This is a genomic window from Nonlabens sp., from assembly GCF_039941875.1.
Taxonomy (GTDB): Bacteria; Bacteroidota; Bacteroidia; order Flavobacteriales; family Flavobacteriaceae; genus Nonlabens.
The window spans coordinates 1-14567 of the sequence record NZ_JBDVDQ010000006.1 but is presented as its reverse complement, the minus strand read 5'-3'; the positions used below and the strand labels follow the sequence as shown (position 1 = coordinate 14567).

Genomic DNA, 14567 nt, shown 5'->3' with positions numbered 1-14567 from the left:
TTAACTGGCGTTAGAATTATGCGATTCTCGCCATGATTTAACCATTATTTGCAGGTTTTGCCTTGCTCGAGCAAGGTTAGATTTAGAAGTACCTAGGGTAATCTTCATCATATCTGCTATTTCTTTATGACTGTATCCATCCATTACATACATGGTAAACACGAGTCTATATCTTTCTGGCAACTGCTGCACCATGAAAAGTAAATCTTTAAGCGGCACGTCATCAGACTCTTCTACCTCAACGGTTTCTATATCTTCTATTTGATCTTCATTAACTAAGTCAAATACTTTTGTACCTCTATACCTTTGCAAAGCAGTATTTACCGTTATTCTTTTACACCAGCCCTCAAAAGAACCTTTAAATTTAAACTGATCAATTTTTTTAAATATGGTTATAAAAGAATCTTGCAATATGTCTTGTGCCTCTTGCTCATTAGGAGCATATCTTAGGCAGGATCCATAAAGCTTAGGTGAGAACATTTCATAGAGTTCTTTTTGGGCTTTAGGATCATTTTTTTGACATAATGAAACTATCTTTTTATAGACCACACTTTAAAATTCAATCATTCTTCTACAGGTATTGTGTATTCCAAATAAGTAGGTTCGTTATTTTCATCAAACCCTGTGAAGAATTTAAACACATACGTCCCATTACTTGCTGCTAAAAATCTTAAATTTTGTTCTCTTCTAACTACCTCATCTGTACAATTACCGTTACTAACTGATGCTACCACGGTAATAACTCTTTCATTTAAGTTAGAATCTACTTCAAAACCTGCAAAGTTTTGACAGCTATTAGAATAGTCAAACCCAACAAGAATATCATGAGTTTCTCCAAAAGTAAAACTTTGTGGCAAGTCTACACTTTCTATAGCTAGGGCTTCATAATTAATAATAGCTGTACTATTACCATCATCTACGCTACAACTATTAAGGGTGATAATTGCTAGTGCAAGAATCATAATAAATTTTAATCTCATCTTCATTTTCAGTATTATACATTATAGATGCACCATTATACAAAAGGTTGCGTCTAGCTATAAAAAAAACCGCTTCTTTTTACAGAGAGCGGTTTTAAAATTTTCAAAAGGTATAAGACTAGTTACTTATAGCCTTTATAGAATCCATAATTTTAACTTCCAACTCTTCTACTAGATCTGGATTATCCTTAAGAATAGTCTTAACAGAGTCACGACCTTGTCCTAGTTTAGTATCTTCATAAGAGAACCACGAACCAGCTTTATTGATGATTTCATAATTAACACCTAAATCGATAATTTCTCCTAGTTTAGAAACACCTTCACCGTACATGATATCAAATTCGGCCATTCTAAATGGTGGCGCGACTTTATTCTTTACCACTTTTACACGAGTCTTGTTACCTAAAACGGCACCACTACTATCTTTAATTTGTGTAGATCTTCTTATGTCTAATCTTACAGAAGCATAGAATTTCAAGGCATTACCACCAGTAGTAGTCTCTGGATTACCGAACATCACCCCTATTTTCTCACGTAACTGGTTAATGAATATAACAGTACAATTTGTCTTAGAAATAGAACCTGTAAGTTTTCTAAGTGCTTGTGACATTAAACGAGCATGAAGACCCATTTTACTATCTCCCATTTCACCTTCTATCTCACTTTTAGGAGTAAGCGCTGCTACAGAATCTACTACGATAATATCAATTGCTCCAGAACGTATAAGATTATCTGCTATTTCTAGAGCTTGCTCTCCATTATCTGGTTGTGAGATAATTAAATTATCTAAGTCAACGCCTAATTTTTCTGCATAAAAACGGTCAAAAGCGTGCTCTGCATCAATAAATGCTGCGATACCACCTGCTTTTTGACACTCTGCTATAGCGTGTAAGGTTAAAGTTGTTTTACCAGAAGATTCTGGTCCATAAATTTCAATAACTCTACCTCGTGGATAACCACCTACACCTAAAGCTGCGTTTAAGGCAAGTGAACCAGTAGAAATAGATTCTACCTCAACAACTTGCTTATCACCCATTTTCATTACCGTTCCCTTACCGTAAGCCTTATCCAGCTTATCAAGGGTTAATTTAAGGGCTTTTAATTTTGCTTCTTTCTCTTTATCGTCTGCCATTGTAATTATTTTAGGTAAAAATACGGCCTAGATAAAGTAGAAACAATAGGATAGAGATTAGGTTATTAACGATGTTTATAAAAGTTCCGCTTTCGCGAAAGCGAAACTAATATCCAACTATAAAATATAAAAAAGGGAAATCTTGATTTAAGATTCCCCTTTTTTATTATCAATTGAATAACTTAGAGTTATTTTTTTGCTCTTAATTTTGCTACCCCAATACCTATCGCAGCACAAACCGCTAATAACAAACCAGGGATCGGTGCAGTATCTTCTACATCATTTACATCATCCACAAAACCAGGAGCTTGCGCATGAGCTATTGTTCCTACTAATATAAAAATTGCTAAAATTAAATACTTGTTATTTTTCATTTCCCTATTTTTTTATTTTAAAATTATCTTTTTCCTTAAATACTATCACTTGCACCTTTCCTTCTATAATCGAGTCTAAAGATATAAATTATATAACCATTTACAGGTTTAATATACATATTTATCCAAATAGTAAACAATTGACCGTTATTTCTTGACATTGATCCTTGGAAAATTATTCCAAATCTAACTATAACTTTATTTTGTACCTCATTTACCGTTTTCGACACTTTATAGTCAGTACGTCTACATAATACAAAACAACTCATTTCATAGATCATTTTATGATATAATTCCGGTTTCGCGAAAGCGGAACAACAACAAATAGAACGGCATAAAAAAAGGGAATCTCATTACAAGATTCCCATTTCTAAATAAATTAAATGTGTAAACTACATTCTTACTCTTTTATAAATTTCAAAGTAGACTGGGAATTACCATTAACTACTTTCACAAAGTACATACCTGTTGAAAGACTATTAATATTAATCGTATTACTTGCTTGTTCAAAACTACTTTCCCTTCGCCTATTGTTATCGCTTTTAGTCTTTTATTAATTCTCAGTATCTTTGCGCAAATTTTCAACACATAAACTGTTTATAGCATGCAACTGTATAACAAATTAAGTGCTGAAGAAAGACGTGTATTAATACGCGAGGCTGGAAAAGAACGCCTTACTATATCTTTCTATCAGTACCACCAGATCGGTAATCCACAACTATTTAGAGATCATCTATTTCTTCACTGGCATCCCATGGATGTTCTAGGGAGAATTTATGTCGCTCACGAAGGTATAAATGCACAACTCTCTGTTCCTGGAGATCGTTTTGAAGAGTTTAAAACCTTTTTAGACGGTATCGATTTTTTAGAAAACGTACGTTTAAATATCGCTAGAGAACACGATAACGAGAGCTTCTTAAAACTTAAAGTTAAAGTGCGCAAAAAAATAGTCGCAGACGGACTGGAAGATCAATCCTTTGATGTTACTAATAAAGGTATACATGTAGATGCTACTGCTTTTAATGAACTTATCGACGACCCTAATACAGTTCTAGTCGATATGCGCAACCATTATGAGTCAGAAATAGGCCATTTTAAAAATGCCTGGACTCCAGATGTGGATACCTTCAGAGACAGTCTTGATTATATAGAAGATAAACTTAAAGATCATAAAGAAGACAAGAAGCTAGTTATGTATTGTACTGGTGGTATACGTTGTGAAAAAGCTAGCGCTTATTATAAACATAAAGGTTTTAAAGACGTTTACCAACTAGAAGGTGGTATTATCGAGTACCATAGACAGGTAACGGAGCAAAATCTAGAGAATAAATTCAGAGGTAAAAACTTTGTCTTTGACCACAGACTTGCTGAAAAGATAGGTGACGAGGTTATTTCTAACTGTCATCAATGTGGTGCACCTTGTGACACACATACTAATTGTGAAAATAATGCCTGCCATTTACTATTTATTCAGTGTGATTCTTGCAAAGAGAAATATGAAAATTGCTGTAGTGAAGAATGTAATGATATTATTAAGCTACCATATGAAGAGCAAAAAGCTTTGAGAGCAGGTCATTACAATAGCAATAATATTTTTAAGAAAGGCCGTTCAGAAAAGCTGGCTTATAAGAAATAGTTCAAAAATTTAAATTAAGATTTTACTAGTTCCGCTTTCGCGAAAGCGGAACTTTAATTTACACCTTACCCTTACAACATGGTTAAAATAGGCGACATAGAATTACCAGATTTCCCACTCTTACTTGCACCTATGGAAGATGTGAGCGATCCACCTTTCCGTACGTTATGTAAAGAAAATGGTGCTGATGTGGTTTATACAGAATTCATTTCTAGCGAAGGTCTTATACGTGATGCTGCAAAAAGCACCATGAAATTAGATATTTATGAGAGTGAAAGACCGGTAGGGATCCAAATATTTGGCGCAAATCTGGATTCTATGCTACAGTGTGTAGAAATAGTAGAACGTACAAAACCAGATATTATAGACATCAACTTCGGCTGTCCTGTAAAAAAGGTAGTTTCTAAAGGTGCTGGAGCAGGTATTCTTAAAGACATAGATCTTATGGTGTCGCTTACTAAGGCTATGGTAGAGCACACCTCCTTACCTATTACTGTAAAAACAAGATTAGGCTGGGATGACGACTCTATAAGAATAGTAGAAGTCGCAGAGCGTTTACAAGATGTAGGTATAAAAGCCTTATCCATACACGGTCGTACACGTGCACAGATGTATAAAGGTAATGCAAACTGGAAACCAATTGCAGAGGTGAAGAACAACCCACGCATGCATATCCCTATATTCGGTAATGGAGATGTTACCACACCAGAACTCGCTATGAAAATGCGCGATGAATATGGTCTAGATGGCTGTATGATAGGACGCGCTAGTATAGGATATCCATGGTTTTTTAACGAAATAAAACACTTCTTTAAACATGGAACTCACATGGCACCACCTACCATGGCAGACCGTGTAGAAGTAGCCCGCAGACACTTGCAAATGGCGATAGACTGGAAAGGAGAAACACTAGGTGTTTTTGAAACACGTAGACATTATACTAATTACTTTAAAGGAATACCGAATTTTAAAGAATACCGAATGAAAATGGTCACTAGCGACGATTCTGCTGGAGTTTTTGCTGCCTTTGACGAGGTGTTAGCAAAATTCGGTGATCATAATTTTGCCTGAGAAAGCAAACGATCATTTATTCTTCTAGAACCTATATAACTGGCGATTATTCCTAATACGGTAATAGTTGCCAGGGATATAATCACATTCCAAAAATCCATCGCAAACGGATAAGGCAAACCTGGCGCTATATAAACCAGCTTATATTCTACCTGTAACAACACAAACACTACTCCTATAACAAGACCTATCACACCACCAGAAAGTGTCATAAGACTACCTTGTATAAAAAATATCTTGCGCAATGAAGCAACCGGCGCACCTAGGTCTAGTAAGGTTTTCATATTCTTCTTCTTATCAAGAATCATCATAATAATGCTACCTACTACATTGAATAACGCGATAATTAAGACTAGTGTAAAGATCAAATAAACGACTAGATTTTCTGAATTAAGCATTTTATAAAGCGCGTCATTCATCTGGAATTTATCCTTTATTTTAATCGGCTCTTTAAAAACATCATTAATTGCTCTACGCACATCACTCTCGTTTGCTGTAGAGGATAATTTTACCTCAACAGCACTAGCCGTAGAGTCGTCCATTTGTAATAATCGTCGTGCTGCACTTAATCTCGTGAAAATGTACTTACTATCCAGTGCTTCATTCACACTAAAAGTTCCTACAGGTATGGCATCCATTCTAGAAAATGAACTACTTATATTCAATTTGTTTATGGCATTAGTACCAGGTCTAGGCACCATAATTTGCATGTAACTACCATAATTATTTACAGTAAGTGATAATCGGGCAGCTAGTGAGTATCCAGCCACTACTTGTGCATCGCTTTTAGATAACCAGCTACCATAATATAAAATAGAATCTGGTTGGATCATGTTTACATAATCATCAGGAACTCCTTTTATAAATGCTATGTCGTTTTTCTCTTCATAGTTTAAAAACGCCTTTTCTTCAATGACAGCACATATTAATTCTACCCCAGGAATACTTTCTAGTTCTCGCTTTCGCGAAAGCGGAATAGAAACAGTCTTACCCTTTACAGGTAAAATTTTAAGATCTGGATCAAAGTAATTTGAAAATTCTGTACTAAAATCCTTAAGTCCTGAAAAACCAGAAAGCACGATAAAAAGTGCCGCGGTTCCCACTACAGTAATAATAAAACTAAGGATATTAATAATGTTAATGGCGTTTTTGCCATTTTTAGAAACGAGGTAACGTCGCGCTATGTAAAAAGAAAAATTCACTAAGACTTTTTACGTCGTGGTAGAAGGTCTGGATTATCGATTGGGTTATTCTCTCCTCTCAGTTCACGATCTATTTGATCCATGTATTCTAAAGAATCATCGTTAAAAAACTGAAGTTCTGGCATGCGTCTAAACTGATGGCGCACCTTTGCAGCCACTTCATAACGTATTTCATGGCCCATTTCTACAATTTCTTTAACAACAGCAACAGATTTCTCTGCTGGAAATACAGATAGATAGACCTTTGCATAACCTAAATCTGGAGTAACAGTAACCTTAGTAACCGATACTATAAGATTATTCACAGCATTCTTTCTCATCACATCCTGAATAACCGTAGATAGGTCTCCCTGTAAAATTCCGGCTATTTTTTTCTGTCTATTACTTTCTTCCATGCTGCAAAGGTAAGATGTTCCTCATTAATAGTTGATAGACCAGTAGTTAATATGGTCATAGAAATACCATCTAATACATTATCTACACTAAATTTGTTTTCTTAAAGGTAAATAATATGTTTGGAAAAATAGAACACTTAGGAATTGCGGTTAAAAATCTAGATCAAGCAAATGAATTATACACAAAACTTTTAGGACGTGAACCTTATAAAACAGAAACGGTAGAGAGTGAATCTGTAGACACAAGTTTTTTTAAAAGTGGTGATAATAAGATAGAGCTTCTTGCTGCGACTAGTGAAGACAGTGCGATAGCAAAGTACATCGCAAAGAAAGGAGAAGGTATACATCACATAGCATTTGCCGTAACAGATATTAAGTCAGAATTGATAAGATTAGAAAAAGAAGGGTTTCATATTCTCAATAAAGAACCTAAACGCGGTGCCGATAATAAATGGGTTGCATTCCTACATCCCAAAGGAACAAATGGAGTTCTTGTAGAATTATGTCAAGAAATCGAATAAAAGTTTGCAGTAATCTAATAATTGATTACATTTGCAGACTTTTTAGATAAGATATTACCAGCTATTATCTTATTGGGCCTATAACTCAGCTGGTTAGAGTATCTGACTCATAATCAGAAAGTCCCTGGTTCGAGCCCAGGTGGGCCCACAACAAGACCTTAGTTAACGCTAAGGTCTTTTTTATTTTAACAGTTTTCTATATCATGGCGTGGCTCTATATTATTTACAGTGAACAGTTGAATAAATTTTATGTAGGTATTATTCAAGAGAGTCTTGAAATAAGACTGAACGCACACAATCAGGGCAAATACGGGAAAGGAAAATTTACTGCTACAGTTAATGATTGGGAAATAAAACTAACGATACAATGTGATGATTACGCGCATGCTACTCGTTTAGAAAAGAAAATCAAAAGAATGAAAAGCAGAACGTACATCGAGAACTTAATGAAGTATAAAGAATTACGTGAGAAAATCTTAAATCAAACTAGATAATCGGACTCTCCCGATAGCTATCGGGACAGAAAGTCCCTGGTTCGAGCCCAGGTGGGCCCACAACAAGACCTTAGTTAACGCTAAGGCCTTTTTTTATTACTTCTTCCTAGAAATCTCAAAGCCTATTTCCCCTCAGCAAGAAAACTGCACCTTGCTTGACACAGTATTCTATGGGAATTCACCATTTCAACTCTATATAAAATGGTGTTTGTTACTCCTTAAAGTTTAGACACACTTATTCTTCTTACCGTCTATTCATTTAACAAATACAGCATTTTTATAGCACAACATTGCCTCAGATAGACAAATGACTTTATTAAAAAGAAAGAAATGACATATTCTTAAAATACACCATTTACAAAATAGATTTTGGTAAAAAAGTACTACATAAAATATATTATTATTTACAAGTAAGTTTTTGATATTAATGAAGTCAAAATTTTGATATAAAATACGTATCATTATGATTAATAACCAATTAATATCCAACAACCATGAAAACAAAATTACAACTAGCCCAAATTTGTCTACTTTTTTTATGCACAATCGTTCAAAGTCAAACTCAAAATGCTCTTAGTTTTGATGCTACAGATGATTATATCCAGACCACATATACAGGTGTAACCGGTAGTGCAAACAGAACATTTGAAGCATGGATTTACATAAGCCCTAGCGCTCCCAGCTCCAACCTAACCATATTAGATTATGGAGTAAATGCTGCAGGATCTAGAAATACTTTTATGATCAATGGAAATAGAGGCCTATCCTTTTTTTCTGGCGGGACTAATGCAAATCTATCATCTTCTACAGGAGTCGTTCCCGTAGGACAGTGGACACACGTCGCATTTGTATTAAATAATAGTACAGGTTTTCTATATGTAGACGGACTGCAAGTAGGTACAGGAAACCTATCTAGCGTTGACACTCCTACTACAGGAATTGATTTAAGAATAGGCCGTCGAGTACCTGGTGGCGCAAACCTAACATTTGCAGGAGAATTAGACGAAGTAAGAATTTGGAATGTAGCAAGAACACAAACTGAAATATCCAACTCTATGAGTAATGAAATATGTCAGTCTACCTCAGGAATAGAGGCTTACTACAAATTTAATCAAGGAAGTGCCGGCGCTACTAACACTACTGTCACTAGCCTAACAGATTCTTCAGGACTATCCTCTGGCACATTATTCAACTTTACATTATCCGGTACTAGTTCTAACTGGGTTTCTAGCGCAGTAACTTTAACTCCTTTAATAGATCTTACAGTTACCCAAAATAATGGTATTCTTTCTTCACAACAATCTGGCGCATCATACCGATGGGTAGAATGTGCAAATAATAGAGCAATAACAGGCGCGACATCTAGCTCTTATTCTCCAACAGCTATAGGCGACTATGCTGTAGAGGTGACCTTTAACGGCTGTACTCAATTATCAGACTGTGTATCGGTAAACGCTCTTAGTATGGAGAACCATGCTTTAAATAATTTAAAAATTACTCAAAACCCATCACAAAACTTAAGTTTTAACGGTATGACACTAGAAAATGCTCAAATAAGCATACATACCTTATCAGGTAAAGAACTACTTACCACCACAGTGAGTGAATCACAAATAATCAAACCTACTATAGCTACAGGACTATACATTGTAAGCGTTACTCAGGATAATGCAAGTAAAACTTTTAAATGGATTAAGAATTAATAATTTAAAATCATAACAGATTTATAAATAAAAAGCTGCAAACATCTGTTTGCAGCTTTATTTTGTACTAATATATTTTAAGTTCTAAATAGAATCTCTCAACTCCTTCATTTGCGCTTCTAAAAAAGCCATTTTATCTTCCATACTATCAGAAAAGTCAGGCATTCTTCTAAAGAACACATAACGCACACGCCATAATTGCTTCACAGCTTTTTTATCTATGGTAATATCATCAACATTTTTATGATCTGCTCTCAGGACCAGCCCCTTGTCTGTAATATACAGCCTTCTTAGAATAAGAGTTTTATCAGTTACTGCAAGAACTACAGTTCCATTATTAAGCTTGGTAATCACATTTTTAGGCACCTTCTCACCTATCACTACATCCTTAGGAAACAGTCCTTTGTCATGCGTAGTCATTTCTAAGTTAGTCACCGTATAACCTATAAAATCCTTTTCTGTATTGAGTGGTAAAGTAAGTGTAGGTAAATCGGCAAGAAAAGCATCGTTGTCATAATACTCTATATAATCATGAGACGTTTTTTCTGTAATACAAGGTATTTGCGCAAATTGCTCTCTTTCTAAATCTTCTGGTGTTAAGGTAAGACTGTCGTTAAATCGCAAGAGCTGATTTACGGTTAATTCTGCTGTGAGCATGTCTCCTATTGCAATGCTAAAATAATTAGCAATAAGAATTATAGTATCTATCTTAGGCTCACTCCTACCTTCTTCATAAGCACCTAAAGTACCTCTCTTTAAGTCAAATAGATCGGCAAACGCCTGCTGACTCAACCCTTTAACTCCACGTATTTTTTTTATGTTCTTTCCGAAAAACGACATATTTTGCTAATTTTATTTGCAAATATTAAAATATTATGTATATTTACACTAACAATATTAGCTAAATGATTTTGTTTACACTAATATTTTGAGCAAAAGTTCTAAAAATGTACCAACCTTTTTAGAACGATTGTTTTTTAAAACAACTGTAATAATGCAATAGGCCGTTGCTGTTTACGCTTTCGCGAAAGCGAGATAACCTTAAACTAAAAAACTATGATACCTATTATTATATATGTTATTGAAATAGCTACCCAAATTTTAGTGGGATTACAATAAGCTTTTTCGTAATATTAAACCTGCCAATTAAAACCTATGAATAATTACTTCAATACAATTAAAGACTACCTCTTACAGCTTGATTTTGACATCATCAGAGAAAATCCACAAGATGGAATAATGGTGATAGAAAAAGAAAGCGCCGGAGTTAAAAATATGATTCTGGGAATCGCACCGCCTATTCTCATTATGGAACAATATATTTTTAAAATCAATAATAAAAACGAAGAGGTTTTTAAGAGTCTATTACAAAAAAACCGGGATATCATTCACGGCGCATTTGTACTCGATGAAAGTGGATCTAAAGTCATCTTTAGAGACACGCTTCAAATAGAAAATCTAGACCTTAACGAGTTAGAAGGTACTCTTAACTCATTGAGTTTATTAATGAGCGAGTACTCTGATAACATTATCAAATTTTCAAAATATTAGATGCATGCAATGTATCTAAACCTAACAGCGGATTGCATCTGCCATAAAAACACAACATCATGAACATATTTAAAAGAATATTTAAAATAGGAGAAGCACAAGCAAACAAAGCAGTTGATAACCTAGAAGACCCTATCACCATGACCGAGCAAGGAATACGTGATATGAAAGAAGACCTTAATAAAAGCGTGGAAGCTATGGCACAAGTAAAAGCACTTGCCATACGTTCTAAAAATGAACGTGACGAGCACACTGCAACAGCCAAAGATTATGAATCTAAAGCGATGCTTATTCTTAAAAAAGCGCACGCTGGGACTATGGACGTGGCAGATGCTGACAGACTTGCTAAAGAAGCACTGGCCAAAAAAGAAGAAGCACAACAACATGCAAATCGTGCTGGTGAAGACACAGAAAAATTTGAGAAAAATGTATCCCAATTAAAAGATACTATCGAGACCATTAAAGGTAACATCACCAACTGGGAAAACGAGTTAAAAACACTCAAAGCTCGCGTAAAAGTGAGTGATGCGACTAAAAATGTCAATAAACAAATGGCAGAATTAGACAGCGCAGGAACCGTGAGCATGCTAGAACGTATGAAAGAAAAAGTAGCACAAGACGAAGCACTTGCTGAGGCTTATGGCGATCTAGCAAACACAAATAAATCTGTAGATGATGAAATCGATGCCGCAGCAGACATGACAGAATCTAAACTAGATGACGACCTTGCAAAACTTAAAGAGCAACTAGGTATTAAGAAAGATGAGGCCTAGTGGCCGATTGCATCTGCCAGAAGCTCATGCATACCAACACTAACCATTAAACACTAACCAACCTTGGAAAATTTCATAGATCTACTTTTCTCTTCTTCAAATCTGGTGCTTACCTACCTACTATTGTTACTGTTCATTTATTGGATATTAACTGCGGTTAGTGGTATCGACTTTGACTATGATGTAGATATCGACGTAGATGTAGACATGGATATAGACCTAGAAGCTGTAGATGCAGGAAACATGGATTTTGAAGACGTTTCTAGTGGAGAAATAGACAGAGAACATATTGTTCATAAGAGACGCAAACCTTTAAAATGGTGGCAAGTCTTTCTTATTTATTTCAACTTTGTTGGATTACCTTTTATGTTCACGTTTACAAGCTGGATTTTCTTTTGGTGGATTTCTACGGTAACCTTAACTTCGATTACTCATAGCGCAGATAATTCAATTGGTCATTTTATTATGATAGGAATGATGATTCCAGCACTATTCATTACTAAAATATTTACCATTCCTTTTAAAGGTTTCTTTAAACAATTGAATAGAGATGGTGATACTCCAGTGGATTTTATAGGTCGTCAGGCTACTCTATCTTCCACTATATCTGGAGATAAAATGGGTAATGCAGAAGTCCTTGCAGATGGTAACCCTATGAGTATTTATGTAAAATCATTAGATGGATCAGAATTACGCTTTCGCGAAAGCGTGCTCATTATCAAGCAATCGAATGATAAAAATTACTATTTAGTAAGTAAATCTTAATCAGATGTCAGTCTGAGCTTGTCGAAGACGATATTGATAAGAATAAATAGCTAATTAAAAATAAAGAACCAACGAATAAGAAATGAAAAAACACCATGCTCTGTTAGTTTTACTACTGTTTATGATAAGCTGTACGCAATCAGACAAGAAAACTGATGAAGACATATATGAGTTCATGAGTATAATGGTTATTGATCAAAAACTAAATTTAAATTATGGGCTATCAATTGAACCAGATTTAAGTTATGAGATTATCAAAAAGTCAAAAAATAACTCCGTAATATCAAATACGGATAGTTCGTATAATATAAATGATTTCAGTTTTAAACCTGGATCATTTAATTTAACAGATCAAGAAATCGGAGAAATGACTAAACAAAAAGAAAAACACACAAGTTTTTCGTGGGATAATGATAGGCTAGGATTTAATGTGTCCAATAAAAACTATTGGTATAAAATTTCTGTACCTGTATTTTCAAAAGACAAATCTAAAGTGTTTATCAAAATCTCTGAATTATGTCCAGGATTATGTGGAAGCGGAAAAACTATTCTATTTATCAAGGAAAATAATCAATGGAGATCAGCAACAGGGCTAAATTGGCTACATTAAAAAATAAAAATATCAAAGGCGGAAACACCGTAATAATAATAATAATAACACAAACAACTAATCAAAATTAATTTATGGAAAACATCGGATTTATTATAGGTGCCGTTTTAGTAGGTATCATTCTCTTAGGGGTATTGGTATTTGTTATCGTGGCAATGTTCTACAAAAAAGTACATCAAGGACAAGCTTTAGTACGTACTGGTTTTAGAGGTACCAAAGTCGCTACAGATAAAGGACTTTATGTTGTACCAGTATTCCACCGAGTGGAGACTATGGATATTTCGGTAAAGAAAATCCAGATCGAGCGTATGGGCGTAGAAGGTCTTATTTGTAAAGATAATATGAGAGCCGATATTAAAGTAGCCTTCTTCGTGCGTGTAAATAACGAGGTAGAATACATTAAAAAAGTGGCACAAACCATAGGTGTTGCTCGTGCTTCTAGAAAAGAAACACTAGAAGACCTATTTGAAGCAAAGTTCTCTGAGGCATTAAAAACCGTAGGTAAGAAATTTGAGTTCATCGATTTGTATGAAGCACGTCGCGAGTTTCGTGATGAGATTGTGGACATTATCGGTACAGACTTAAATGGTTATACACTAGAAGATTGTGCGATTGACTTTTTAGAGCAAACCAGTGTTTCTCATTTAAAAGCTGACAACATCCTAGATGCTGAAGGTATCAAGAAGATTACAGATCTTACTGCTGCACAAAATATTAAAGCAAACCTGATCAAGCGTGATGAGGAAAAGGTAATACGCAAACAAGATGTTGAAGCTCGTGAAGCGATTCTAGAACTAGATAAGCAACTGGCCGAAAAAGAAGAACAACAAAAACGTGAGATTGCCAACATCAAGTCTCGTGAAGATGCAGAAACACTAAAAGTAGCAGAAGAAGAAAGATTGAAGTCAGAAACTGCTCGTATAGCTACCACAGAGAAAGTACAAGTTGCCGAAGAAAATATGCAACGTCAAATTATCGTTGCAGAGAAAAACAAGCAACGTACTGCTGCTGTAGAGACAGAACGTGTAGAAAAAGACCGTATGCTAGAACTTACCGAGAGAGAAAGAGTGGTTACTCTAGCTCAAATCGAGAAAGAGAAAGTAGTAGAAGTTGAGAAAAAGAACATTCAAGATGTGATTAGAGATCGCGTAGTTCTTGAAAAAGGTGTGGTAGAAGAGCAAGAAAACATGAAAGACATCGAGGCTTTCAAAACTGCTGACCGTGCTAAACAAGTTGCTATCACAAATGCTGAAGCAAAAGCTCAAGATGATTTAATTAAGGTAACTAAGGCTGCCGAGGCTTCTAAACAAGCTGCAGTTCAAAAAGCTGAAGAAATCAACATAGAAGCACTTGCTCATAA

General features: G+C 35.0%; 17 protein-coding genes and 1 tRNA gene. 11 read left to right on the top strand and 7 right to left on the bottom strand.

Annotated features, from left to right (window positions below):
• The 4 genes from ABJF08_RS04485 to ABJF08_RS04470 form a co-directional block, all read right to left on the bottom strand.
• Complete coding sequence (locus tag ABJF08_RS04485) at nt 1–549, bottom strand: sigma-70 family RNA polymerase sigma factor (RefSeq protein ID WP_348114866.1); 549 nt, start codon at nt 547–549, stop codon at nt 1–3.
• A gap of 14 nt (nt 550–563) precedes the next feature.
• A complete protein-coding gene (locus ABJF08_RS04480; RefSeq protein WP_348114865.1) occupies nt 564–986 on the bottom strand; it encodes a hypothetical protein in 423 nt (140 codons plus the stop codon).
• Nucleotides 987–1098: 112 nt separating this feature from the next.
• Nucleotides 1099–2112, bottom strand: a complete 1014-nt coding sequence (gene recA / locus ABJF08_RS04475; RefSeq protein ID WP_104514277.1) for a recombinase RecA — start codon at nt 2110–2112, stop codon at nt 1099–1101.
• Nucleotides 2113–2300: 188 nt separating this feature from the next.
• On the bottom strand, nt 2301–2486 hold the full coding sequence (locus ABJF08_RS04470; RefSeq protein WP_348114864.1) for a hypothetical protein: 186 nt from the start codon (nt 2484–2486) through the stop codon (nt 2301–2303).
• A 604-nt stretch (nt 2487–3090) separates the two neighbouring features.
• Between ABJF08_RS04470 and ABJF08_RS04465 the strand changes: the two genes are divergently transcribed.
• Both ABJF08_RS04465 and dusB read left to right on the top strand, forming a co-directional pair.
• Nucleotides 3091–4122 carry a rhodanese-related sulfurtransferase gene (locus tag ABJF08_RS04465; protein WP_104514275.1) on the top strand — a complete coding sequence of 344 codons (1032 nt, stop codon included), beginning with the start codon at nt 3091–3093 and terminating at the stop codon, nt 4120–4122.
• Nucleotides 4123–4200: 78 nt separating this feature from the next.
• Entirely contained in the window at nt 4201–5193 is a 993-nt protein-coding gene (gene dusB, locus ABJF08_RS04460) for a tRNA dihydrouridine synthase DusB (protein ID WP_348114863.1), read from the top strand.
• Here dusB and ABJF08_RS04455 read toward each other — a convergent pair.
• Complete coding sequence (locus tag ABJF08_RS04455; protein WP_348114862.1) at nt 5178–6395, bottom strand: FtsX-like permease family protein; 1218 nt, start codon at nt 6393–6395, stop codon at nt 5178–5180. The genes dusB and ABJF08_RS04455 overlap by 16 nt on opposite strands.
• Nucleotides 6395–6790 carry a 30S ribosome-binding factor RbfA gene (rbfA, locus tag ABJF08_RS04450; protein WP_348114861.1) on the bottom strand — a complete coding sequence of 132 codons (396 nt, stop codon included), beginning with the start codon at nt 6788–6790 and terminating at the stop codon, nt 6395–6397. Before rbfA ends, ABJF08_RS04455 begins: the two co-directional genes overlap by 1 nt.
• 116 nt (nt 6791–6906) lie before the next feature.
• On the opposite strand from rbfA, the gene mce reads away from it, so the two are divergent.
• The 4 genes from mce to ABJF08_RS04430 all read left to right on the top strand — a co-directional run bounded on the left by mce (nt 6907) and on the right by ABJF08_RS04430 (nt 9508).
• The gene (mce, locus tag ABJF08_RS04445; protein WP_348114860.1) at nt 6907–7311 is read left to right on the top strand and encodes a methylmalonyl-CoA epimerase; all 405 of its coding nucleotides are present in this window, start codon (nt 6907–6909) and stop codon (nt 7309–7311) included.
• Between the two features lie 74 nt (nt 7312–7385).
• A tRNA-Ile gene (locus ABJF08_RS04440) sits at nt 7386–7459 on the top strand.
• Nucleotides 7460–7514: 55 nt separating this feature from the next.
• Nucleotides 7515–7805: a GIY-YIG nuclease family protein gene (locus ABJF08_RS04435; RefSeq protein WP_348114859.1), complete on the top strand. Its 291-nt coding sequence runs from the start codon at nt 7515–7517 to the stop codon at nt 7803–7805.
• 494 nt (nt 7806–8299) lie between these two features.
• The gene (locus tag ABJF08_RS04430) at nt 8300–9508 is read left to right on the top strand and encodes a LamG-like jellyroll fold domain-containing protein (RefSeq protein WP_348114858.1); all 1209 of its coding nucleotides are present in this window, start codon (nt 8300–8302) and stop codon (nt 9506–9508) included.
• 84 nt (nt 9509–9592) lie between these two features.
• Here the strand turns inward: ABJF08_RS04430 and ABJF08_RS04425 are convergent, their stop codons facing one another.
• Nucleotides 9593–10348 carry a helix-turn-helix transcriptional regulator gene (locus tag ABJF08_RS04425; protein WP_348114857.1) on the bottom strand — a complete coding sequence of 252 codons (756 nt, stop codon included), beginning with the start codon at nt 10346–10348 and terminating at the stop codon, nt 9593–9595.
• Nucleotides 10349–10663: 315 nt separating this feature from the next.
• Between ABJF08_RS04425 and ABJF08_RS04420 the strand changes: the two genes are divergently transcribed.
• The 5 genes from ABJF08_RS04420 to ABJF08_RS04400 all read left to right on the top strand — a co-directional run.
• Nucleotides 10664–11059 carry a molecular chaperone Tir gene (locus tag ABJF08_RS04420; RefSeq protein ID WP_348114856.1) on the top strand — a complete coding sequence of 132 codons (396 nt, stop codon included), beginning with the start codon at nt 10664–10666 and terminating at the stop codon, nt 11057–11059.
• Nucleotides 11060–11118: 59 nt separating this feature from the next.
• Nucleotides 11119–11832 carry a PspA/IM30 family protein gene (locus tag ABJF08_RS04415; protein ID WP_348114855.1) on the top strand — a complete coding sequence of 238 codons (714 nt, stop codon included), beginning with the start codon at nt 11119–11121 and terminating at the stop codon, nt 11830–11832.
• A 63-nt stretch (nt 11833–11895) separates the two neighbouring features.
• On the top strand, nt 11896–12597 hold the full coding sequence (locus tag ABJF08_RS04410; RefSeq protein ID WP_348114854.1) for a hypothetical protein: 702 nt from the start codon (nt 11896–11898) through the stop codon (nt 12595–12597).
• A gap of 82 nt (nt 12598–12679) precedes the next feature.
• Nucleotides 12680–13207 carry a hypothetical protein gene (locus ABJF08_RS04405; RefSeq protein WP_348114853.1) on the top strand — a complete coding sequence of 176 codons (528 nt, stop codon included), beginning with the start codon at nt 12680–12682 and terminating at the stop codon, nt 13205–13207.
• Nucleotides 13208–13281: 74 nt separating this feature from the next.
• Nucleotides 13282–14567: SPFH domain-containing protein (locus ABJF08_RS04400; protein WP_348114852.1), on the top strand; the 1286-nt coding region annotated here is incomplete at its 3' end.